Raw genomic sequence first — 21,180 nt, forward strand, 5'->3', positions numbered from 1 at the left:
ATCATGGCCCTATCTTCCGCAGAACAGATGCGCCGCTGGCAGGGCCCGGCGCTGCTGTCGGGCGGCTTTCGCCCGTTCTTCTTCTTCGGCGCCGTCTGGGCCGCGCTGGCGATGGCGCTTTGGGTGCCGGCACTGACTGGGCTGATCGAGCTGCCGACGCGGCTCGACCCGGTCAGTTGGCACGCCCATGCCTTCCTCTTCGGCTATCTCGGCGCGGCGATCGCGGGCTTTCTGCTGACGGCGGTGCCGAACTGGACCGGACGACTGCCGGTCGTGGGTTGGCCGCTCCTCGGCCTCGTCACGCTCTGGGGGCTCGGGCGGCTGGGGTTGCTGGCCTCGGCGCATCTGCCTTTCGCACTGGTCGCGAGCTTCGATCTCGCCTTCCCGCTCGCGCTTGGAGGCGTCGTGCTGCGTGAGATCGTGGCAGGGGAGAACTGGCGCAATTTGCCAGTGCTGGGATTGCTGAGCGTCTTCACCCTCGCGGACCTTCTGTTCCTGATCGAAGCCGCCCGCGGTGGCTATGCCGCCGACGGGCTTGGGATGCGGCTCGGCCTTGCCGCGGTGCTGATGATGGTCGCGCTGATCGGGGGGCGGATCATCCCCTCCTTCACGCGCAACTGGCTGGTCAAGGAGAACCACCCCGCGCGCCCTGCCCCGCCGATGCAACGCTTCGACAAGATCGCCATGGTCGCTGCGGGTGCGGCGCTGCTGGCTTGGGTCACCTTGCCCGAAGCGCAGCTGACCGCGGCGCTACTGCTCGCGACCGGGCTGCTGCATCTCGTGCGGCTCTGGCGCTGGAAAGGCGGGCTGACGCTGCGCGCGCCGATCCTGTTCGTGCTGCATCTGGCCTATGTCTGCCTGCCGCTCGGGGCGCTGGCGCTTGGGGTCGCGATCCTGTTCCCCGCCGCCCTCACCCCCGCGACCGCGCTGCATCTGTGGACGGCGGGCGCGCTTGGCGGGATGACGCTGGCGGTGATGAGCCGTGCCTCGCTCGGCCATACAGGCCGCCCGTTGGAGGCCAGCCCCGGAACCGTCGCGGTCTATGCCGCCCTCTTCGTCGCAATGGTCGCGCGGCTCCTCGCGGGCTGGCTCGGCCTGAGCGCGCTATATTCGGTCTCGGGCGCGGCGTGGTGCGCTGCTTTCCTCGGCTTCGCGATCCTCTATGCTCCGGTGCTGTGGCAACCCAGACGGAGGGCGCAATGATGTGGCTGGCATATGGCGGAGTCTTCGCGGCCTTCCTCGCGACCCATTCGATCCCGACGCGCCCGACAGTGAAGGCGCGGCTGGTGGCGGCGCTCGGCGCGTCCGGTTTCACCCTTGGCTATTCGCTTCTGTCGACGGCGATGCTGCTGATCCTGATCCGCGCCGCCGCATGGCCGGACCCGATCTACCTCTGGCCGCCCACCCTTTGGGCGATTGAGGCGACGCGGGCCGGGATGGCGCTGGTTTGCATCTGGTTTGCCGTCGCGCTCGGCCACCCGAACCCGTTCTCCTTCGGCGGCAGTCGTCGCAAGGAGTTCGACCCCAAGCGCCCCGGCATCGTTCGGCAGCATCGCCACCCGATGCTGCTGGGCCTCGCGAGCTGGGCCGGACTGCACCTTCTGCCGAACGGCGATCTGGCGCATGTGCTGCTGTTCGGGGCGCTCGGAGGTTTCGCGCTGCTTGGCATGCGCCTGATCGACCGCAAGCGACGCCGGGAGATGGGGCCGGAGGTCTGGACCCAAACGCTGCGCCGGACGAAAGCGGCGTCCCCCTTCGCGGGCCTCACGCTGGCCGATCTCGGGCGTGCGGCGCTTGGCCTCGTGGCCTACTTGGCGCTGCTGCATCTGCATGAGTATTTCGCTGGTGTCGCCTTGGTGTAGCGGGCGCGCGTTTCGAAAGCCTCGAGGATGACCGTGAAGGCTGACACGCCCCATCAGTTTCCATGACGGGAAGCGGACATTCGTTGCGCTTGGCACTGCCGTCCGGTTCGGGCTGTCAGCTGATAGTCAAACTATAGGAGCGGCCAGCCGATACGCGTTGCGCGCTGGCCGAGAGTCTGTCGGCGTATTCCAGAACGCAGCAAAGTCTTGGATCAGATTCATAAAGAGTAATGATCGCTTCGAGAAGAACTCTCGCTGGGCTTGCGGGGCGTGATCTGCAGTAATATCTCACATGAGCCGAGAAGATTTCGAGGCCGGTGTGGTTATTCCGGCCCTCTGTCAAACAGAGATCCAGTCGCACCAGTCTGCGAACCCGCGGCATCGACCTATCATTGGTCGGTGTCGGGGGAGTCGCGTCTGCCCCGTCCGACCACAACTTGGAAAAGACGGAAATGAAACGAAAGACTCTCATTCTTGCGCAATTACTGATTACCTTCATGATGGCTTTCCTGATGTCTGGCACCATGTCCCTCATCGCCATTGGGCCGACTGCGGAATGGCTCGCGAACTGGCCGCGGCAGGCGCTCATCGCGTGGCCAATCGCCTTCATCTTCACGCAAGTCACCACCCCTTTGGCCTTCGCGTTGGCAAACCGTGCGACGACAGAGAGAGCCTAGCCTCAAGCTAAGAACATGCACCGGGGTTTTGGCGTCGGTGCATGAAACTCGGCCACTGTTCAGAGATCATTCAGACCAAACCAAGATTTCGGCGCACTTATGCGCGTAAAAGTTTGTGCGGCTAAAACCTCGGAAAGACCCAACCGTCCATCAACTTGCGCGCCGTGCGCAATGTGCCTGCATTGGTAACGCGTCCGGTCTCATCCTGTGCAATCAAAACCTCTGCCGCGCCTGTAGGGTGTTCGATTCTGAAGCTGCCACCGGCAGGCAATATTGCGAGCTCCGCCGCGGACGAGCCCTCCAACGTGCAAGCGGTCGCGACCGACACGGCCGCGAAAACCCCGATCGTCGCGTGGACGCGATGCGGGATGAGGCTGCGGGTCGAAATCGCGCCTCCTTTTCGGGGAGTCGAAACCAGCGTCATCTTCGGCACGGATTTCTCGGTGACATCACCAAGGTTCATCATCGGGCCAACTTCTCGGCGGATCGCCTCGATCCGCACTTTAACCTCTTCCATAGCCTCGATCTCGTCGCGGCTTTCCTCGCCCGTCAGACCGAAATCGGAGGCGCGCATCACCACGACGGGCATTCCGTTATCAATCAGCGTGCAGTCGATGCCCCGCACCGTGTCACATGTGCGCCCCGTCGGCAGCAGCGCACCGCACATCGAGCCCGCGAGCCCTTCGAACATCAGCGGCACTGGAGCGGCCGTGCCGGGCACGCCGTCGATCGCCGCATCACCTTCGTAGCGCACGCGACCGACCGGCGTCTGGATCGTCGCGACCGCCACTTCTCCGGTGTTCACCATGTGGATGCGCACCTGCGTCTCGCCCTCTGTCGCCGCAACCAATCCGCGCTCTATCGCCGCCGGCCCGACCCCGGCGAGGATGTTGCCGCAGGCCTGAGCATCCGACACCAGCGCACGATCGACAAAGACCTGCAGGAAAAGGTAATCGACATCGGCATCGTTGCGCGTGGACGGTGAGAGCACCGCAACCTTCGAGGTCAGCGGATCGGCACCGCCGATCCCGTCGATCTGGTTGGGATCGGGAGAGCCCATGATCCGCAGCAAGAGATCGTCGCGGGCCGCAGGATCAGAAGGCAGATCGGCGGCGAGGAAATACGCGCCTTTCGACGTGCCGCCCCGCATCCACAGGCAGGGAATACCCTCGTCGCTCATATCGGTCTCCCTTCGACTTGGTCCAAATATCCCGGGGGTGAATTCGCGGAACGCGAAGAGGGGGCAGCGCCCCCGGCCCCGCTCAGACGTATTTCAGCCCCTTCGCCTCGAGCCGCGGGCGCATGTCGTAAATGTCGAGCCCGAGCTCGCCCGCCGCAAGACGCTTGCGCTTGGCCTCTTCCGCGTCGAGACGCTTTTGCGTTGCGGCAAGGACGACGTCGGCATCGACACGTTTGACGACGCAGACGCCATCATCATCGGCCACGACGATATCGCCTGCCTCGATCGTTTGTCCGGCGCAGACGATCGGGACGTTGACCGATCCGAGCGTCTCCTTGACGGTGCCTTGCGCGGAGATCGCCTTCGACCAGACCGGGAAATCCATTTCCTTGAGATCGCGCACGTCTCGCACGCCACCGTCGATGATCAGCCCGCGACAGCCGCGCGCTTGCGCCGAAGAGGCCAGAAGATCGCCGAAATAGCCGTTATCGCAGGGCGAGGTCGGTGCCAGCACCAGCACATCGCCTGCCTGCAACTGCTCGATCGCGACATGGATCATCCAATTGTCACCCGGCGGTGCGGAGATGGTGACTGCCGAGCCCGCGATGCGCGCGCCCGGATAGATCGGGCGCATGTAGCTGTGCAAGCAGCCGATGCGGCCCTGCGCTTCGTGAACGGTAGCCACGCCAGCCTCGCCGAGCGCGTCGATGACCGCCTGATCGGCGCGGGCGATGTTCTGAACAACAACGGGCATTCGCCTCTCCTTATTTCTTGACCGGCGGGGTGCCGTGGGTGTGGAAGGTCTCGATCGTCTTGAGGCCCCAGGCCTGCCCCTTCTTGCGGTCGGCTTCGGTCCAGACGATTGGCTCCCAGTCAGGATCGAGGATCAGCCGCGCGCCGGCATTTGCGATCTCGACACGGTTCCCGGCGGGCTCCCAGACATAGAGGAAGAACGTGTTCTGGATCGCGTGCTTATGCGGGCCGGTCTCGATATGGACGCCGTTCTCGAGGAAGATGTCGGCGGCGCGCAGGATGTCCTCGCGCTGATCGGCGGCGTAGGTGACATGGTGGAATCGGCCCTTACCGCCGCCATGCTCCTCGGTGCAGGCGAGGTCGTAACCCTTGTTGTTCACGGTGAACCAGCAGCCGCCCAGTCGCCCGTTGTCGAGTTGGATCATCTCGGTCACGCGCGAGCCGAGACAGGTCTCCATGAAGCGCCGGAATTCGGTCACGTCCTCGGACAGCAGGTTCAGGTGATCGAGTCTGCGAGGGGCCGCGCCGGTATGGTGGAAGCGCGAAGCGTTGTTCTTCAGCGCGGGCTTGTCTGCTTCGCCATGCTGGTATTTCACCGTGTCGAAATAGATCTCGAAGACATGGCCGAACGGGGCTCCGAAGCGGAAAGCGCGTCCGTGGCTCAGATCGCCGTCGTTCCAGCCGATCACCTTGAAATCAGACCCCTCGATCGCGGCGACACGGCGTTCCAGCGCGGCCTGCGAACTGGCGCGATAGCCGATATGGCCGACGCCGGTCGTGTCGGAGCGGGTGAGTTTGAGGGTGGCGAACTCGTAATCGTCCCATGCCCGCAGATAGGCCGAGGTCTCGTCCTGACCCGAGACGGTCAGCCCGTAAACCCGGGTGAAGAAATCGAGGCTCGCCTCGAACTTGTCGGTCAGCATCTCGACATGACCCAGATGGGCGATGTCGTAACAGGGTTCCTGCGGTTGGCTCATCGTTTTCCTCCTCTCACGCCTGCCCGGCAAGGCATTGGCAGCGCGTGGCATTGATACCGTGTCGGCCCATGTGCCCGGGCCGGGGCAAAAACCTCACAACTCGTCGACCGGGCGCGGGAAGATCGACTGGAACCCTTCGGCATATTTGCAATCGCGCCCGCCCGACTGGCCGCCGGAATTCCGCTTGAAGTGGTTCGCGCGCTGCTGGGCGACCCGGGTGTAATACTCCCACAGGTGGACCTGCCCGTTCATGCATTCCATCGCGGCGCGCTTCTTGTCCCAGACGGGGGTGATGTCGAGGAAGGTGTCGGGCTTCCAGCCCATCTGCTCGGTCTGGTGCGGCTCAAACAGGTAAAGCTGCGGCGCGCCGAGCACCTTCTCGCCCGGATTGTGCCCCCAGGCCTGCGCGATCATCCGCGCCTCGAGCGCGATCCGCGTCGTATACATGTGGTCGGTGTTATAGGGGTCGTATTGCGAATGGCTCAGCATGAAACGCGGCTGAACCTTCCGGATCACGTCCACCAGCTTCATTTTGTCGTCCTGGCTCAAATGCAGGGGATAGTCGCCCAGATCGAAACTCACCAACTCGTGCACGCCAAGCGCCTTGGCCGCGGCATCGGCCTCCGCGTGGCGGATGTCCTTGACCTCCTGAAGCGATTTACCTTCCTTCCAGAGCCGCGCGCTCTCGCCGCGCTCACCAAAGGAGAGGCAGGCGACCGTCACCTCGTAGCCCATCTCGGAATGCAGCGCGATTGCACCGCCGCAGCGCCAGACGAAATCGGCGGCATGGGCGGAAATGACGAGGGCGGTTTTCTTCTCCGACATGGGAACCTCTCGAGAAATGCGTTGGCCCGTGATAAGGCGCGACGGCGCGAAAATCGCAAATTGGAAAGCCTTGCCCGGGTATAAGCTAAGGCTATACTGACTTTGAATTCGGACCCGTTTGCGCGAGATATCCCCCAAGCAGGGAGGGCTTTGCGCATGAAGGAAAATTCGATGCAGGAAATCGCGGTGATCGGCTTCGGCGAGGCGGGGCGCGCCTTCGCCACGGGTTGGGGGCGCGAAACCTGCGCGCGTGCAACCTGCTATGACCTCAAGCTCGATACGCCCGAGACCGCCGCACCGATCCAGGAGGCCGCCACGGCGCTCGGCCTGCATCCGGCGGCGAACCGGGCAGAGGCGTTGACCCATGCGAAAGCGGTGTTTTGCCTCGTCACGGCGGATCAGGCGGTGACGGCGGCGCGGGAATGCGCCCCCCACCTGCCGAACGGGGCGCTTTGGCTCGACTGCAATTCCTGCGCGCCCGAAAGCAAGCGCGCGGCGGCGGAGGTGATTGCCGAGGCCGGCGGCCTCTATGTCGATGTCGCGGTCATGTCGCCTGTTCATCCGAAGCTGCATCGCACACCGCTTTTGCTCTCTGGACCGGGTGCCACAGAAGCGATTTCCTGGCTCGACAGGCTCGACATGGAAGCGCGATGGATCGGCGAACAGGTCGGCTCCGCGTCGTCGATCAAGATGATCCGCTCGGTGATGATCAAGGGGTTGGAGGCGCTGACGGCGGAGTGCCTTCTCGCCGCACGTAAGGCGGGTGTCGACGCGGAAGTTCTTGGGTCGCTCATGGCATCCAACCCTGAAATGAGCTGGGACAGCCGCGCCGCCTATAACCTCGAGCGGATGATGGAGCATGGCATTCGCCGCGCGGCGGAGATGCGCGAAGTGGTGCGCACACTTGATGGTTTGGGCTTACCCTCAAACCTGACCGCGGCAGTATCCGAATGGCATGATCGGATCGGTGGGATGGGATTGAAAGGGCGCGACGGTGACCTCGATACCCGCGCGCGGGAGATCTTGGAGCGACTATGATCGACGCCAACCTTCGCCACCTTCGGGTGTTCCTCGCGGTTGCGGAAGGCGGCTCGATCACCCGCGCGGCGGAGCTCTGTCACGTCTCGCAGCCCGCCGTCACGCAGGCCATCGCCAAGCTCGAGGCGGAAGCGGGCACCGCGCTCTTCACCCGCACGACGCACGGGCTGTTCGCAACCGAGGCGGGCGAGGTGCTACGCCACCGGACCTCGCGCGCGCTCGACGCGCTCGATACGCAACTGACCGAGTTCGCGCCGCGTCTGAAGCTCACCGCGACCCGCGCGCAATTGCAGGCGCTCATCGCGGCGGCGGAGGCGCAGAACTTCTCGCTCGCCGCGCGACGCTTGGGCGTCTCCCAACCCACCGTCCATCGCGCGATCACCCAGCTCGAGAAAGAAGCGGGACGCGCGCTGTTTCAGCGCAGCCCCTTCGGGATCGTGCCGACGCGCGGCTGCGCCAATCTTGCGCGCATCGCGCGGCTGGCCTTTGTCGAACTGGAGCAGGCCCGCGCGGAACTGGGAGATTTGAGTGGACGCGAGGTCGGCCAGATCGTGATCGGGGCCATGCCGCTTTCGCGCAGTCATGTCCTGCCGAAGGCCATCGTGGCCTTCCGAAAGATGCGCCCCAACATGGCGGTGAAGGTGCTCGAAGGCAGCTATGACGAACTGCTCGGCGGTCTGCGCCGCGGCGAGATCGACTTCCTGATCGGCGCGCTGCGCGATCCGGCCCCGATCGGGGATGTCGTGCAGGAAAAGCTCTTCGACGACACGCTGGTCGTCCTGGCGGGACGCGATCATCCGCTTCTCGGCCAACCGCTTCCCGCGGCGGACGAACTCGCCAATTGGCCCTGGCTCGTGACCCGCGAAGGCACGCCGACCCGCGCACAGTTCGAAGCCTTCTTTTCCGATGCCGGGGTGAACCTTCCGCGCGGGCTGATCGAGACCGGCTCGGTGATCCTGATGCGCGAGATGGTGCAGGATGGCCGCCACCTCGCTTGCGTCTCGCGCGCGCAAGCCGAGGGCGAGATCGAACGCGGGCTCGTCGAAGTCCTTACCGACAACTTCAGCGGCACCCGCCGCCCCATAGGGCTCACACTTCGCGACGGGTGGGAGCCCACGCCCGCGCAGGCGCAGATGCTGATGGCGGTGCGCTCCACCTGAGGCGGCTATAGCCTCCCCTTATGCCTGATCGGATCGTTTCTATTGGTCATGCCGGCCCGCTCGCGCGATGGAAGAGGCATGAAACGTGACGGGCGGAGGAGAGCCTCGCCACGTCCATCCACCGGGAGGAAATTATGACCATTCGCAGCAAAGTCGCGGCTTTGGCCCTGGGTGCAGCACTCGTTGCAGGCAGCGCATCGGCCGAGGAAATGAAATTCGCCAACTTCATGCCGGCGGGGCATCCCTATGTCGGCTCGACCTTCCAGCCCTTCGCGGATGAGGTTGCGGCCAAGACCGATGGCGACGTCACGGTGAAGCTCTACAATGGCGGCGAGCTGGGCGCGGGTCCGGTCGAGCAATATAGCCGTGTGGTCGATGGCGTCGCCGAATTCGCGGTGTCCCTGCCGGGCTATACCGCGTCGCAATTCCCGCTCACGCTGCTGGCGGAGCTTCCGGGCGTGTTGGACGAGCAGAGCGGTACTGCGGATCTCGAAAAGCATCTCGATCTCTTCAGCTCCGAATATCGCCGCACCCATCTGGTGGCGCTGTGGTCGAGCGCGGAGAACCTGCTGTTCACCCGCGACAAGGCCGTGCACAGCCCCGACGACCTCAAGGGAATGAAGATCCGCGTGCCCTCGCGCAACACCGGCCTGCTGGTCGAAGCCTGGGGCGGCACGCCGGTTTCGATGCCGGTCTCTGAGATCTACAACGCGATGCAGACCGGCGTGATCGACGGCGCGATGATCGACGGCACCGGCATCAACGCCTTCAAGCTGGGCGAAGTCGCCAATTACATCACGATGGGCATGAAGACGACGAACTCGCCCTTCTTCATCCTGATGAACCGTGACGCCTACGCCTCGCTCTCCGACGAAGACAAGGCCGCGATCGATGCCGTCGGCAAGGATGCCGCGATGCACGGTCAGCAAAGCCAGCTTGCCGTTGCGCAGAAGGGCATCGAGGGCTTCAAGAATACCGAGGGCAAAGAAGTGATCGAGCTGAGTGCGGATGAGGCCAAAGCCTTTGACGAGCTCTCGGCCGGTATCGTCTCCGACGTCGTCGAAAAGACCGGCGGCGACGCACAGAAAATCGTCGATACGCTGAAGGCGGACAAGTGAGCGCCGCTTCCGAACATACGAAGCTCCCGGCCTGGTTGATATGGTTCAACCGGGCCAACCTCCTGCTGGCGACGCTGTCGGGGATGTTCCTGATGCTGGTGCTGGGGTTGGTCTTTGTCGGGGTCTTCACGCGCTATGCGCTCGCCATGCCGATCCTCGGGATCAACGAGGTGGTGCAGCTGGCCTCGGTGGGCGTGGTGATGCTCGCTCTGCCCTATTGCACCTCCTATGAGGGCCATGTCCGTGTCGACGTTCTCGACGGGGTGATCGGCCGCTGGGGCCGCTTTCTCGGTGACCTGATGTCGCGCGCGCTGTCGGCCTGGGTGCTGAGCGTGCTGGTGCAGCGGGCGTGGCTGAAGATGCTCGATGCGCGCGAATTCGGTGACACCACCAACATGCTCGGCATTCCGCTCTGGCCGTTCTACGCCTTCATCGCCGCCGGCATGTCTCTCTGCGTGATCGTGCTTGCCGTGCAATTCCTCATCATCGCTATCGGAAAGGGCCGTCCATGACGCCTCTGGAAGCCGGTTTGACCGGGATCGGCGCGCTCTTCGCGCTGATGATCCTGCGCACGCCCGTCGCCTTTGCCATGCTGCTGGTGGGCTATTTCGGGCTGTGGATTCTGGAAGGGACCCGCGCAGCAGGCGCCGTGATGCTGACCGAGAGCTATTCGACGGTGTCCAATTACAACCTGATCGTCGTGCCGATGTTCATCCTGCTGGGCAATATCGCCTCGGTCGCGGGGTTCTCGCGCGCGCTTTACGACGCGGCCTTCGCATGGGTCGGACGGTTCAAGGGTGGGCTCGCCTCCTCCTCGGTGCTGGGCTGCGCGGTGTTCTCCGCTGTGTCGGGCTCGTCGGTCGCGACGGCCGTCACCATCGGCAAGGTCGCCCTGCCCGAGATGAAGCGTCTGGGCTACGGCGATGCGCTGTCCACCGGCGCCATCGCGGCAGGCGGCACTTTGGGCTTCCTGATCCCGCCCTCGACCGGCTTTGTCCTCTACGCGATCCTGACCGAGGAATCGATCGGGCGGCTGTTCATGGCGGGCATTCTGCCGGGGCTCCTGCTGATGGGGCTGTTCATGGGGACGATCTGGCTGATCGCGACGCTGAACCCCAAGGCCGGGCCGCGCGGCGAACCGGTATCCGCAGGCGAGAAGTTCCGTCTGCTGGGGCGCGCAGGCCCGCTGATGGGGATCATCGCGGTCTCGATCGGCGGTATCTACGCAGGCGTCTTCACCCCGGTCGAAGCCTCGGCCATCGGCGCGGGTCTCGTGCTGCTGCTGGCGATTGCGATGCGTGCGATCGACTGGACGGGGTTCAAATCCGCCGTGCTGGAGACGCTAAAGACCTCGGCGATGCTCTACATGATCGTGATCGGGGCGAATGTGCTGAACCCATTCCTCGCGGTCACGCATATTCCGGAAACGCTGGGCAATGCGATGGTGGGGCTCGGCCTCGGGCCCTATGGGACGCTCGTCATGATCATCGCGGCCTATGTGGTGCTAGGCATGTTTCTCGACGGGCTGTCGATGCTGGTGGTGACGATCCCGATCGTCTTCCCGGTGATCCAGGAGTTGGGCTTCGACCCGATCTGGTTCGGCGTCGTTGCGGTGATCGTGATCGAGATGGGGATGATCACCCCGCCGGTCGGGCTCAATGTCTTCGTGGTGAAAGGGGTCGCGCAGGATGTGCCGATGACCACCGTCTTCAAAGGCGTGCTGCCCTTCCTCTTCGCGATGATCCTGGCACTTCTACTGATCATCATCTTCCCGCAGATCGCGACGCTGATCCCGGACTCGATGTTCGGGTGAAGCGATTTCCGGCAATCGTTAAAGAAAAAATTGAATGCGGACATCGGTCTCGCGGGACATGAATGACAGCAAAGGGCCAACTGCGACGCTCTGACGGCGATGGGCGGGAAATGGAAATTCGCTGCGCTTTACCGCAATGTCTGCTATGCGAAGCTGTCCGTTCAGATCAAACGCGCCGGAAATGGAATAGCGCGTCGATTTGCGGTTTTGTGTATCGACTCTGGGTGAGCTCAGAGACCTGCTCCCAAAACGCGTTGAAGTGCTTGGCGTGCGCGCCATGTCCGACACTTTCGAAACGTGAGGCAAATTGATACGCGCGCCCGCAGCTTCAGCAGCGCCGATTATCGCCTCATCTTCAAAGCCGACGATACGGCTTGTGGCGATGGCTTTCAGGTCGCCGCGTGCAAGGCCGGATGCACGGGCGAATGACCCTCAAGAGAGCGCCCCGATCACCGCGAGCGATCGGAGGGTTCCTTCCTCGGGAACCGCGATCCGCCCGGTCGTCAGGCGGACTTGCGAATGTCTTCAGCCCGCGTCGCCAGCCAGTCTTCGAGCCAAAGCGTCGACACCGAGCCGGAGATGATGTCCGGCGCCATCAACAAGGCGGCATGAAGACTCGCTGTGGTCGGTTTCGGACCGATCTGAAGTTCGCCGAGCGCGCCTGCCAGCTTCGCCAAGGCGGCGTCGCGAGTACGGTCCCAGACGATGAGCTTTCCAAGGAGTGAATCGTAATAAGGAGGGATCGTGTCGCCCTCGCAGACGCCGGTGTCGAAGCGCACGCCCGGCCCGCCCGGAACCTTTAAAGTTTCGAGAACACCGGGGGCGGGGAAGAAATTCTTGTCAGGATTCTCGGCGTTGATGCGAACTTCAATCGCATGCCCCCGCGCGGTGATATCCTCTTGCTTGAGCGACAGCGGCTCGCCGCCCATGATCAGAAGCATCTCGCGCAGGAGATCGACGCCGGTGATCATCTCGGTGATCGGGTGCTCGACCTGGATGCGCGTATTCATCTCGATGAAATAGAACGCCTCTCGGTCCATGTCGTAGAGATATTCCAGCGTCCCTGCCCCGCGATAGGAAACGCCCTCGGCCAGGCGCACCGCAGCTGCGCAAAGATCGGCGCGCACGGAATCGGGCAGCGCCACGGCTGGCGCTTCTTCCCAGACCTTCTGGCGGCGACGTTGGAGAGAGCATTCCCGCTCGAACAAATGGACCGCACGGGTGCCGTCGCCGAGAATCTGCACTTCGATATGACGCGCGTTACGAATGAAGGCCTCGATATAGACCCCGTCATCGCCGAACCCGGCCCGAGCCTCGTTCATCGCCGTGGGGAGCGCGGCGATCAGCTCTTCTCGGGTATTGGCGATACGGATACCGCGCCCGCCACCGCCAGCGGCAGCCTTGATCATCACCGGGTAGCCGATCCGTTCAGCCACCTCGACCGCCGCGTCGAGACCGGCGACACGTCCGTCGCTGCCCGGGACCACTGGCACGCCCGCCTCGATGGCGGCCGTGCGCGCGTTTACCTTGTCGCCCATCCGTTCGATCGTGGCCGCGTCGGGGCCGCAGAAGGTCACGCCCAACTCGCTTACGCGGCGGGCGAACTCGGCGCTCTCGGAGAGGAAGCCGTAACCGGGATGCACCGCATCCGCACCGCTCTCCGACACCGCTTTCAGGACCGCGTCGATGTCGAGATAGGACTTCGCCGCCTGCACCGGGCCGATCACCATCACTTCGTCCGCCATCCGCGCGGCCAGCATCTCGCGGTCGGCTTCCGACACGACCTGTACGGTTCGAATACCCAGATCTCGCGCTGCTCGGATGATGCGCACGGCGATCTCGCCGCGGTTCGCGATCAGAAGCTTCTTAATGCCGGAACCCTGCGACGTCATTCGGACACCTCGATCTCGCACAGCACATCGCCCGGCTCGATGCTTTCGCCATCGGGCGCTGCGTAACCCTTGAAGGTTCCCGCCACCTCGGCCTCGATCGGAATGAAGGACTTCATGACCTCCACGAGCGCGAGAGTATCCCCCACAGCCACGGCATCGCCGGGCGCCTTGAACGGCTCGGCTTCAGGCGACGGGCGGTGAAAGACGAGCCCCGGAAGTGCAGCTTCGATTTGCGTGATGGCCATATCGGGCCTCCTGTTGGTCTCGTGTTACTTGATGCGGGCGAGAACCCGGTCGAAGGCGGCCAGGAACTGGTCTGCGTTCTCTCGGGTGAAGACGAGCGGCGGGCGTATTTTGAGAACGTTATGCGTCTTCGAGCAGGCCGAGATCAGCACACGTTCCTCCCGCAGACCGTTGACGATGACCGACGTCGCGGCCGCATCCGGCGTCTTGGCGGCGCGGTCAGACACGATCTCGACCCCGAGGAACAGCCCAGCGCCCCGGACGTCGCCGATGCAAGGATGGGCCTCCGCCCGAGCGCGGATCCCGTCCTGAAGATAGGCACCGATCTCGCGCGCGTTCTCGGTCAGCCCCTCGCCTTCGATCACGTCGAGCACGGCGGTCGCGGCGGCGATCGCGACCGCGTTGCCCCCGAAAGTGTTGAAATACCGCGCCTTGCGCCCGAACTCCTCGACCAGCTCCGGGCGCACGGCAACGCCCGCGACCGGGTAGCCATTGCCCATCGGCTTGCCCATGGTGACAAGGTCGGGGACCACGTCATGACGCTGGAAGCCCCAGAGCGCGTCTCCGGTCCGCCCGAAGCCCGACTGCACTTCGTCGGCGATGTAGACAGCACCAGCCGCGTGTGCCGCGTCGACCGCCCCCTTGAGGAAACCGCGCGGCCCGTCAAAGACCCCGTCACTGGCAAAAATGCCGTCGCAGATGAAGAGTGCGGGCTTGATGCCGTGCCGCTTCAGATCGGCGAAGGCGGCCTCGACGGCGGCGGCGAAATTCGCCGCCATGTCCTCGCCCTGACGATAGGCATCCGGCGCGGGCACGGTACGCACATGCGGACCAAGGTCGACATTCGCGCCGAGCGAGGGAGAAAACTCGGATACCGACTGGGTGATGCCGTGATAGGCCGTCTCCGTCACGACGATCCCGAGCCCCCCGGTATAGGCCTGCGCGATGCGCACGGCGAGGTCGTTGGCATCGGACCCGGTGCAGGTGAACATCATGTGCCCGATCTCGTCCGGCATCGTGTTCAGAAGCCGTTCGGCATAATCGAGGATACTGCCGTGGATATAGCGGGTGTTGGTCGCGAGGATGCCGGCCTGCGTCGCGATCGCCTCGACCACCTTGGGATGACAATGGCCGATGGAGGTCACGTTGTTATAGGCATCGAGATAAGCGTTATCTTCTTGATCGAAGAGCCAGGCCCCCTCGCCGCGCACGAGATGCAACGGCTTGTCGTAGAAGAGACGATACGCCGGGCCAAGCAGCGCCTTGCGCCGCTCGATCATCTCGCGCGTTTCAGGGTCGAGATCCGTGGCGCCTTCTTGGAAGGCATTGACCATGCCGGTGTCAATATTCATGCGTTCACTCCATATCGCACGCGCTGAGCAAAGCCCGGGTCACGTCCTGGGTGGGAAGGGTCGCGAAACGGGCCATCGCCGTGCGGGCAGGTCCGTTGTTGCGCAGGATGTAGGCAGCGTTTTCGGGGTAGCGCGCTGCACGCCAGTTGGTGATCGTGATCGAAGCTACGAGGCGCGCCACCGTCAGATCGCGTAGCAGCTCCACCTCCTCGCGCTCGAGCGGCAGGACGGCGTGATAGGAGGCCACGAGACGTGCGATTGCGTCGAGCGGATCGTCTTCGCTCGCCAGATAGGAGGCGGCGACGGCCACATCGATGGCGAGATAAGTGTTCACCATGTCGCCGAAATCGAGAATGCCGGTGATCCGGTCCTGCTCGCTCGCATCCACGAGGATGTTGTGGTGGTTCATGTCGTTATGGATCACCTGACGGCGCAGACCGCCGAGCGCAGGGGCAACCTGCGCCTCGAAATGATCGAGCTCGCGCCGCACCGCATCCGCCACCGCATCCTCGCCGAGGCTCTCGGTCAGTGGGCGCAGGCGCGGGAGATGCTGGATGTCCCACAGCAGTTCATGGCGCGCACCCGGATGGTCGAACCCTTCGAGCGCCCGGCCCAGCCGCGCCGTCATCGCGCCGATCCCGGACTGCATCCGCGCCGTCATCGGCACGTGATGCAGCGGCGTGCCGTCAAGCCAGGACAGAACCCGCACCACGCTGGTGCGCCCCGACGGCAGCTTTAGCCGCTGCGTGAACGCACCGTCGAGCGCAGCCACCGCGCGCGGAAGTGGAAGCTCGGGATCGACCCGGGCAACCCAGCGCAGCGCCGCGGTCTGGAACTCCGTGTTGAGCGGGTCCTCGACCGCATTCGAGATCTTCAGGATGTAGTCCTGCCCAGTCCCGGTCACGATGCGGAAATTCTGGTCTCGCTCGCAGGCGATTTCATGTGCGGAACCGTCGATCCCCCAGTGATCGTGCAAAAGCGTCTGGGCCTGATCCGGCGTCAGCCGCGGCGGCGCGCTGGCCAACAGCCCAGCCAGAAGGGAGTCTTGGTCGACCGCAGAGCCGTCTGTCATCATCGCTTCAGGCATTTTCCAGGATCTCGGGTTTGGTTTTTGCATCGATTTCGGCCCGCAGCGCCGCTGCGCCGTCGCGGTCCACACGGCGGAAACGCAGGGTCTCGTTCGGCTTGGCCTGCGCCAGCTTCCAGAAGGCGGCGCTCGCGATGGTGAAGGGGTTGATGAAGCCGCCGGTGCTCGGCGCGTCATTGACGAGGATGATCGGCGTCTGACCGGCAAGGTTCACAGCCCCCATCGGATAGCCGTGGTCGATGATGTTCGACGGGTCCTGCCCGTGATCCGGGGATTTGTTCAAAGCCTTGTCGGAAAACCCGAAATCCGGGCCGGTCAGGCGAATGCCGGTGCGACTGCTCTTTGTCTGAATCTGCCAGTCGGTCGAAAAGAACATCTCGATCGTCGCCTCGTCGAGCCAGTCGTCATTCGGCCCGCACAGCGCCTCGACCTCCCAAACGCGGTCGGTGCCGATCACCGGGCGCGCGGATTCGGGCAGAACGTAGAGGGCGCTCGTCTCCGAGACGCCGACCGGCAGCGTCTGACCCGCGATGAGGGCATGACCGCCGACGCCCGCCTGATGGAACACGGCGCGCGAACCCAGAACCGGCTCGGTCGCGATCCCGCCGGACACCGCGAGATAGGCCCGCGCGCCGGTCTTGGCGAAGCCCATGGTCAGCGTCTGGCCCGCCGAGACCGCGACGGTCGCGTACATCGGGATCGGCGCGCCATCGAGCGCGGGCGACATGTCCGCGCCGGTGACGGCGATCAGCATGTCGGCATCGAAGGTCAGGGTCGGCCCCATGAACTGGCACTCCAGCGCAGCAGTGTCGCGGTCATTACCGACAAGGATATTGGCCTGGCGGAACGACCAGGCGTCGAAGGGCCCCGAGAGCGGGAACCCCTGCTCCAGAAAGCCCTCGCGCCCCGGAAGCTCCTGCACGCAGGTCTGAAGACCCGGTTTCACCGTGGTGATGGTGCGGCTCATTTGGAGGCCTCCTCTTGCGCCTTGGCCCAGTCGAGATAGCGGTCGACCGAGAAGACCTGGTAATCGACGATGTCGTGACGGAACGTCCCCTCGGCGACGCGCGCTTCGATCTCGCTGTATTCATCGCGTTCGACGGGCTTGAACCGAACCCGGTCGCCAGCCCGAAACAGCGCGAGACTGTCCCTGAAGTCGGGAAGCCGCTGCGCCCCGTCATAGGTCGGCGCCGGCGTATGGCCGATAAGCTGATAGCCGCCCGGCGTCGCGTCCGGATAGATACAGGTTAACGCACCACCAAGACCGACCGCCCCTTTCGGGGTATGGGTGCGCGGCGGATTGTATTTCGGCGCGATGATCCGCGCAGTGGGATTGAGGGCGAGCAACGAGCACAGACCGGGCCAGAAGCCGAGCGCCGCAACCCAGTATTCGGTCGAGGCGTGACGGCGGCGCAGCGCGGCACGATCCGGCAACCCGTTCAACTCGCAGATCAACTCGGGATCGGGCGTCTTCTCGGGATAGTCCTTGCGGTAGTCTTCGACGCAGGCTTCCGTCTTCTCATCGAAATAGAGCACAGGAATGGTGATCAGCCGACTTGCGAGCGTTCCCGTCACCCCGCGCCCCATCTCCGCATAAAGCGCTTCGATCTCGTGGCACAGGTCTTCGTAGGAGATACGGTCGGGATCGTAGTTCACCTGGAACGAGGCCAGCTCGGGGATCAGATCGACAAGGCCCGCGATTCGCGCCTCTCGCACAGCAGCGACAAGTCGGTGAACGATGAAGTTGATGGTGAAATCCATCCCGTCACCCAGCTCGACCTCGATCGCGCGATCTCCTCCGGGATAGAATCGCAGAGCTTCGTGAAGCATTCGACCTGTTCTCCTCTCGGCTATTTTTCGACGCATCCGCGCGACTTTGCCGCTGGATCTTCCCTAGTTGGAGTATATGATATATCAATTAGCGTCAACGGCCTTTACCCGTCGATACAAAGTAAGATACCAAGTTGGGAAGCGGACCACGCGCAGCGAAAGGCATTCGAGTGAAGAAGATTGAGCACCAGTCATTGAGCGACCAGGCGTATCACGCGATCCGGGACGGGATGCAGGAGGGCCTTTTTATCCCGATGGAGCCGCTGGTCATCCGCACGCTCGCGGCGAACTACGGAATCTCTGCCACCCCGATCCGCGAAGCGCTTCAACGGCTCGTCGCCGAGCGCCTTTTGACGGTGCTGCCGAATCGGTCGATCGTGGTGCCCCGCATGACCCAGAGACGATTTCGCGAGCTCATGCCAATCCGCGCAGCGCTTGAAGGAATGGCGGCGGAACTGGCCGTCGATAAGTTCACCGAGGACGAGATCGCACAGCTCTCGGAGCTGACCGCGCGAGTGGAAGAGGTCGCGAAACGCCATGATTCCGCGGGCTATCTGACCCTCAACCGCGAATTCCACTTCACCGTCTACCGCCGCGCGAACAATCCGGAACTTCTTCTTCTTATCAATGACTTATGGCTAAAGGTTGGCCCGGTTTTTACCGGCCTTTTCGACGATGAGCACTTCAAACACCACGCCAATGACGAACACCGCAATATCCTCGCAGCGATCGAGCGGCGCGACGCGGAAGCAGCGGGTCGGTTCATGCGGCAGGATATCGACATTGCCGCGAAAGCATTGCTTCCGCTGATGCCGCTGACTGAGGGGGCCTGAGCGCGACCCCGGCCAGAACCCAAGTAGACACCCACCGGGGCGGCATCTTGCCGCCCTTCTTTTTTTGCGCAGCAGGCCCTGCGCAAAATGCCCCGGCAGCACCCGGCGACCAAACCGCGCCTCACCCACCTCGCTGCCGACATCCCTGCCCTGCCCAAAAAACAGCCACCCGCCCAGATTCGCTCTCGTCACGCGATTTTCGTTTGCGACGCAAAGAGGCGCCATACGTTTTCGGCCCCGACCTGCTTCCCCCTGGGAAAGATTATCTTGACACAAGGTGATGATATCGTCGTTATAGGATACATGATATATCATTTGGAGGCGAAGATGGTGACGATCAATTGCGATATGGGCGAGTCCTTCGGGATTTACGCGTTCGGCGACGACGCGGCCTGCATGCCCTTCGTCACCCACGCCAACATCGCCTGCGGCTTCCATGCCTCCGATCCGGTGGTCATGCGCGACACCCTGCGCAAGGCGAAGGCCGCGGGCATCAATGTCGGCTCCCACCCCGGCCTGCCCGACCGTGAGGGCTTCGGACGGCGGCGGATGCAGATGCGGCGCGACGAGATCTACGCGCTCATCATGTACCAGACGGGCGCGCTGCAAGCGCTGGCCGCGGCCGAAGGGCTCACGCTCTCGCACATCAAGCCGCACGGCGCGCTCTTCGGCATGGCTCAGAACGAGATGCACGTGGCGGAAGGCGTTGCGGATGCGGCCGAAGCGCTCGGCCTGCCAGTGATCGCCTATTCCGACTGCTGTATGTCGGAGGTGTTCACCCGCCGCGGAATCCCTTTCAGCTGCGAGTTCTATGCTGATCTCGACTATGGTGACGACGGACGCCAGATCATTTCGCGCGCGCATGAGAGCGTTGCGCCTGAGGCCGTCGCCGAGAAGGTCCGCCGCGCCGTGCTCGAAGGCATGACCACCGCCGTGAGCGGCAAGGACGTGTCGGTCGTCGCCGAAAGCATATGCGTCCACTCCGACACCCCGAACGCGATCGCCGTCGCGAAGGCGGTTCATCAGGTTCTTATGGATGAGGCGAGGCTGACCACAGCATGACCGCCGTGCGCATCATATCGGGCAAGCCGCTTCAGGCGGAGCTGGCAGACGATCTCGCGCCGGTTCTGCGCGCGATTGCGGCCAAGCTCGGCCCCGACGGGCGCGCGGCGCTCTACACACTGGGCGCGCGCGTGCGACGCGCCACCACCGGCACGGAAATCGCCCGTCATTTCTGCGCGGACGGGACGAGCGAGGTGCTTCTGCGGGAAGCGCTGGTGTCGGCGGACCGCGATCTGGGCGACGGCACCTCGCGCATGGCCGTGATGACCGGCGCCGCGCTGGCGACCGGACGTCGGTCCGTCGCCGCGGGTGTGCATCCTTCGCGCCTTATCCGGTCGGTCGATGGGCTGCGCCCCGAGATCACGCGCCATTTCGCGGCCGTCACGCAGGACACGGGCAATAACGAAGGTATCCTCGCCGCTGCAGCCCTTCCCCCCGACGCGACGGATGCCCTGCACCGCGCGCTCGAACTCGCAGGGTCAGAGGGTCACGTCGAGCTGAGCGACCAGCCAGAACCCGGGCTGCGCCTCGATCACGTCGAAGGCTTCTCCGCCGATATGGAGCCGCTCCTGTCGGGGGTGCTGACGCATATGGATGCGGTCCACGTGCTGGTGGTCAACGACATCCTGACCGATTTCAAACGCCTCGCCCCCGTGATCGAAGGTTTCGCCCAGAGCGGCAAGTCGCTGCTGATCGCGGCGCGGGGGCTCGAGGGCGCCGCCAAGCAGCTTCTGGAGCGCAATCGGCAGGCCGGCGTTCTACGCGTGGCCGCGATCACGCCGCGCGACAAGGGTCCGCGCGCCGCCGAAATCCTGCGGGACCTCGCGGTCGCGACCGGCGCGACCCTCGTGGATGACGAGACCGGCCAGACTCTCGACACACTCACGCCCGAGCATCTCGGTGCGGCAGAGGCGTTCCGGCGCAGCGGAGATCACGTGACCTTCTCCGCCCCCGCCGGCGACGCCGCGGCCATCGCGCTGCGGCTTCAAGACATCGCCCACGAAATCGAACGCAACCGCTATCTCGCACTCGACCGCGAACATGCTCAACGGCGCTACGCCCGCCTCTCGGGACGCTGGGTCGAGCTTTTCATCGGTCCGCACAGGACCGAACCCGATTTGCGCGCACGGATGGCACGTGCGCTTGCTTCGGTCCGCTCGGCGCGAACTGGCGGTACCCTGACAGGTGGAGGCGTCGGCCTGACCGAAATTGCCGCGCGCCTAGAGGCCGAACGTCCGTCCGACCCTACCGATCGCGCCGCCCGGGCCCTTGTTGGCGAGGCTCTGCGCGCGACCGGACGCGCCTTGCGACGCAACGCCGGACTGGAGCCCCTCGACGGCGTCCTTCCTGCCGACTCTGTGCGGGACCCGGCCCGGCTTTCGCGCGACGTGCTCGACCTCGCGCTGTCGCTCGCATTGCGCATTCTGACACTTGAGACGGCCGTGCTGCGCACGCCCCATCACTCTCACTGAACGACT

General features: G+C 64.2%; 21 protein-coding genes. 11 read left to right on the plus strand and 10 right to left on the minus strand.

Annotated elements, in window-relative coordinates; genetic code table 11:
• Positions 1-3: 3 nt before the first annotated feature.
• The 3 genes from BMI91_RS12085 to BMI91_RS12095 all read left to right on the plus strand — a co-directional run bounded on the left by BMI91_RS12085 (position 4) and on the right by BMI91_RS12095 (position 2,539).
• Positions 4-1,203: an NnrS family protein gene (locus tag BMI91_RS12085; protein WP_078605058.1), complete on the plus strand. Its 1,200-nt coding sequence runs from the start codon at positions 4-6 to the stop codon at positions 1,201-1,203.
• Positions 1,200-1,862 carry an NnrU family protein gene (locus BMI91_RS12090; RefSeq protein WP_078605059.1) on the plus strand — a complete coding sequence of 221 codons (663 nt, stop codon included), beginning with the start codon at positions 1,200-1,202 and terminating at the stop codon, positions 1,860-1,862. The genes BMI91_RS12085 and BMI91_RS12090 overlap by 4 nt, the downstream gene beginning before the upstream one ends.
• A gap of 452 nt (positions 1,863-2,314) precedes the next feature.
• Positions 2,315-2,539 carry a DUF2798 domain-containing protein gene (locus BMI91_RS12095; protein ID WP_078605060.1) on the plus strand — a complete coding sequence of 75 codons (225 nt, stop codon included), beginning with the start codon at positions 2,315-2,317 and terminating at the stop codon, positions 2,537-2,539.
• Positions 2,540-2,660: 121 nt separating this feature from the next.
• Here BMI91_RS12095 and BMI91_RS12100 read toward each other — a convergent pair whose 3' ends face one another.
• The 4 genes from BMI91_RS12100 to BMI91_RS12115 form a co-directional block, all read right to left on the minus strand.
• The gene (locus tag BMI91_RS12100; RefSeq protein WP_078605061.1) at positions 2,661-3,719 is read right to left on the minus strand and encodes a 4-oxalomesaconate tautomerase; all 1,059 of its coding nucleotides are present in this window, start codon (positions 3,717-3,719) and stop codon (positions 2,661-2,663) included.
• Between the two features lie 82 nt (positions 3,720-3,801).
• Positions 3,802-4,473: a 4-carboxy-4-hydroxy-2-oxoadipate aldolase/oxaloacetate decarboxylase gene (locus BMI91_RS12105; protein ID WP_078605062.1), complete on the minus strand. Its 672-nt coding sequence runs from the start codon at positions 4,471-4,473 to the stop codon at positions 3,802-3,804.
• Positions 4,474-4,483: 10 nt separating this feature from the next.
• The gene (locus tag BMI91_RS12110; protein ID WP_078605063.1) at positions 4,484-5,449 is read right to left on the minus strand and encodes a VOC family protein; all 966 of its coding nucleotides are present in this window, start codon (positions 5,447-5,449) and stop codon (positions 4,484-4,486) included.
• Positions 5,450-5,542: 93 nt separating this feature from the next.
• Positions 5,543-6,274, minus strand: a complete 732-nt coding sequence (locus BMI91_RS12115) for a PIG-L deacetylase family protein (RefSeq protein ID WP_078605064.1) — start codon at positions 6,272-6,274, stop codon at positions 5,543-5,545.
• A 156-nt stretch (positions 6,275-6,430) separates the two neighbouring features.
• On the opposite strand from BMI91_RS12115, the gene BMI91_RS12120 reads away from it, so the two are divergent.
• The 5 genes from BMI91_RS12120 to BMI91_RS12140 all read left to right on the plus strand — a co-directional run bounded on the left by BMI91_RS12120 (position 6,431) and on the right by BMI91_RS12140 (position 11,403).
• Positions 6,431-7,312, plus strand: coding sequence for a DUF1932 domain-containing protein (locus BMI91_RS12120; protein ID WP_208607979.1), 882 nt, complete (start codon positions 6,431-6,433; stop codon positions 7,310-7,312).
• On the plus strand, positions 7,309-8,472 hold the full coding sequence (locus BMI91_RS12125) for a LysR family transcriptional regulator (protein WP_078605065.1): 1,164 nt from the start codon (positions 7,309-7,311) through the stop codon (positions 8,470-8,472). Before BMI91_RS12120 ends, BMI91_RS12125 begins: the two co-directional genes overlap by 4 nt.
• A gap of 134 nt (positions 8,473-8,606) precedes the next feature.
• Complete coding sequence (locus BMI91_RS12130; protein WP_078605066.1) at positions 8,607-9,590, plus strand: TRAP transporter substrate-binding protein; 984 nt, start codon at positions 8,607-8,609, stop codon at positions 9,588-9,590.
• Positions 9,587-10,102 (plus strand): TRAP transporter small permease, encoded by a 516-nt coding sequence (locus tag BMI91_RS12135; RefSeq protein ID WP_244176616.1) that lies wholly within the window; start codon positions 9,587-9,589, stop codon positions 10,100-10,102. The genes BMI91_RS12130 and BMI91_RS12135 overlap by 4 nt, the downstream gene beginning before the upstream one ends.
• Positions 10,099-11,403, plus strand: a complete 1,305-nt coding sequence (locus BMI91_RS12140) for a TRAP transporter large permease (protein ID WP_078605067.1) — start codon at positions 10,099-10,101, stop codon at positions 11,401-11,403. The genes BMI91_RS12135 and BMI91_RS12140 overlap by 4 nt, the downstream gene beginning before the upstream one ends.
• A 503-nt stretch (positions 11,404-11,906) precedes the next feature.
• Here the strand turns inward: BMI91_RS12140 and BMI91_RS12145 are convergent.
• The 6 genes from BMI91_RS12145 to BMI91_RS12170 are packed head-to-tail and all read right to left on the minus strand — an operon-like array spanning position 11,907 to position 17,807.
• Positions 11,907-13,295 (minus strand): acetyl-CoA carboxylase biotin carboxylase subunit, encoded by a 1,389-nt coding sequence (locus tag BMI91_RS12145; RefSeq protein ID WP_078605068.1) that lies wholly within the window; start codon positions 13,293-13,295, stop codon positions 11,907-11,909.
• Positions 13,292-13,540 carry a biotin/lipoyl-containing protein gene (locus BMI91_RS12150; protein WP_244176617.1) on the minus strand — a complete coding sequence of 83 codons (249 nt, stop codon included), beginning with the start codon at positions 13,538-13,540 and terminating at the stop codon, positions 13,292-13,294. Before BMI91_RS12150 ends, BMI91_RS12145 begins: the two co-directional genes overlap by 4 nt.
• A gap of 24 nt (positions 13,541-13,564) precedes the next feature.
• Complete coding sequence (locus BMI91_RS12155) at positions 13,565-14,890, minus strand: aspartate aminotransferase family protein (RefSeq protein ID WP_078605069.1); 1,326 nt, start codon at positions 14,888-14,890, stop codon at positions 13,565-13,567.
• 4 nt (positions 14,891-14,894) lie between these two features.
• A complete protein-coding gene (locus BMI91_RS12160) occupies positions 14,895-15,977 on the minus strand; it encodes a phosphotransferase (RefSeq protein WP_158522146.1) in 1,083 nt (360 codons plus the stop codon).
• Positions 15,970-16,944, minus strand: coding sequence for a 5-oxoprolinase subunit C family protein (locus tag BMI91_RS12165; RefSeq protein WP_078549618.1), 975 nt, complete (start codon positions 16,942-16,944; stop codon positions 15,970-15,972). Before BMI91_RS12165 ends, BMI91_RS12160 begins: the two co-directional genes overlap by 8 nt.
• The gene (locus BMI91_RS12170) at positions 16,941-17,807 is read right to left on the minus strand and encodes a 5-oxoprolinase subunit B family protein (RefSeq protein ID WP_158522147.1); all 867 of its coding nucleotides are present in this window, start codon (positions 17,805-17,807) and stop codon (positions 16,941-16,943) included. The genes BMI91_RS12165 and BMI91_RS12170 overlap by 4 nt, the downstream gene beginning before the upstream one ends.
• A gap of 170 nt (positions 17,808-17,977) precedes the next feature.
• Between BMI91_RS12170 and BMI91_RS12175 the strand changes: the two genes are divergently transcribed.
• The 3 genes from BMI91_RS12175 to BMI91_RS12185 all read left to right on the plus strand — a co-directional run bounded on the left by BMI91_RS12175 (position 17,978) and on the right by BMI91_RS12185 (position 21,174).
• Complete coding sequence (locus BMI91_RS12175) at positions 17,978-18,640, plus strand: GntR family transcriptional regulator (protein ID WP_146673571.1); 663 nt, start codon at positions 17,978-17,980, stop codon at positions 18,638-18,640.
• A gap of 87 nt (positions 18,641-18,727) precedes the next feature.
• Positions 18,728-19,702, plus strand: coding sequence for a 5-oxoprolinase subunit PxpA (gene pxpA / locus BMI91_RS12180; protein WP_244176618.1), 975 nt, complete (start codon positions 18,728-18,730; stop codon positions 19,700-19,702).
• Positions 19,699-21,174, plus strand: a complete 1,476-nt coding sequence (locus tag BMI91_RS12185) for a TCP-1/cpn60 chaperonin family protein (RefSeq protein ID WP_078605071.1) — start codon at positions 19,699-19,701, stop codon at positions 21,172-21,174. Before pxpA ends, BMI91_RS12185 begins: the two co-directional genes overlap by 4 nt.
• Positions 21,175-21,180: the final 6 nt, after the last annotated feature.

The organism is Thioclava sediminum (assembly GCF_002020355.1).
Lineage (GTDB): Bacteria > Pseudomonadota > Alphaproteobacteria > Rhodobacterales > Rhodobacteraceae > Thioclava > Thioclava sediminum.

Coding starts and splice junctions, on each gene's coding strand:
- BMI91_RS12140 (WP_078605067.1), top strand. CDS start 10,099: ATGACGCCTCTGGAAGCCGGTTTGACCGGGATCGGCGCGCTCTTCGCG.
- BMI91_RS12160 (WP_158522146.1), bottom strand. CDS start 15,977: ATGCCTGAAGCGATGATGACAGACGGCTCTGCGGTCGACCAAGACTCC.
- BMI91_RS12170 (WP_158522147.1), bottom strand. CDS start 17,807: ATGCTTCACGAAGCTCTGCGATTCTATCCCGGAGGAGATCGCGCGATC.
- BMI91_RS12125 (WP_078605065.1), top strand. CDS start 7,309: ATGATCGACGCCAACCTTCGCCACCTTCGGGTGTTCCTCGCGGTTGCG.
- BMI91_RS12130 (WP_078605066.1), top strand. CDS start 8,607: ATGACCATTCGCAGCAAAGTCGCGGCTTTGGCCCTGGGTGCAGCACTC.
- BMI91_RS12100 (WP_078605061.1), bottom strand. CDS start 3,719: ATGAGCGACGAGGGTATTCCCTGCCTGTGGATGCGGGGCGGCACGTCG.
- BMI91_RS12090 (WP_078605059.1), top strand. CDS start 1,200: ATGATGTGGCTGGCATATGGCGGAGTCTTCGCGGCCTTCCTCGCGACC.
- BMI91_RS12185 (WP_078605071.1), top strand. CDS start 19,699: ATGACCGCCGTGCGCATCATATCGGGCAAGCCGCTTCAGGCGGAGCTG.
- BMI91_RS12120 (WP_208607979.1), top strand. CDS start 6,431: ATGAAGGAAAATTCGATGCAGGAAATCGCGGTGATCGGCTTCGGCGAG.
- BMI91_RS12165 (WP_078549618.1), bottom strand. CDS start 16,944: ATGAGCCGCACCATCACCACGGTGAAACCGGGTCTTCAGACCTGCGTG.
- BMI91_RS12155 (WP_078605069.1), bottom strand. CDS start 14,890: ATGAATATTGACACCGGCATGGTCAATGCCTTCCAAGAAGGCGCCACG.
- BMI91_RS12095 (WP_078605060.1), top strand. CDS start 2,315: ATGAAACGAAAGACTCTCATTCTTGCGCAATTACTGATTACCTTCATG.
- pxpA (WP_244176618.1), top strand. CDS start 18,728: ATGCCCCGGCAGCACCCGGCGACCAAACCGCGCCTCACCCACCTCGCT.
- BMI91_RS12105 (WP_078605062.1), bottom strand. CDS start 4,473: ATGCCCGTTGTTGTTCAGAACATCGCCCGCGCCGATCAGGCGGTCATC.
- BMI91_RS12115 (WP_078605064.1), bottom strand. CDS start 6,274: ATGTCGGAGAAGAAAACCGCCCTCGTCATTTCCGCCCATGCCGCCGAT.
- BMI91_RS12145 (WP_078605068.1), bottom strand. CDS start 13,295: ATGACGTCGCAGGGTTCCGGCATTAAGAAGCTTCTGATCGCGAACCGC.
- BMI91_RS12085 (WP_078605058.1), top strand. CDS start 4: ATGGCCCTATCTTCCGCAGAACAGATGCGCCGCTGGCAGGGCCCGGCG.
- BMI91_RS12150 (WP_244176617.1), bottom strand. CDS start 13,540: ATGGCCATCACGCAAATCGAAGCTGCACTTCCGGGGCTCGTCTTTCAC.
- BMI91_RS12110 (WP_078605063.1), bottom strand. CDS start 5,449: ATGAGCCAACCGCAGGAACCCTGTTACGACATCGCCCATCTGGGTCAT.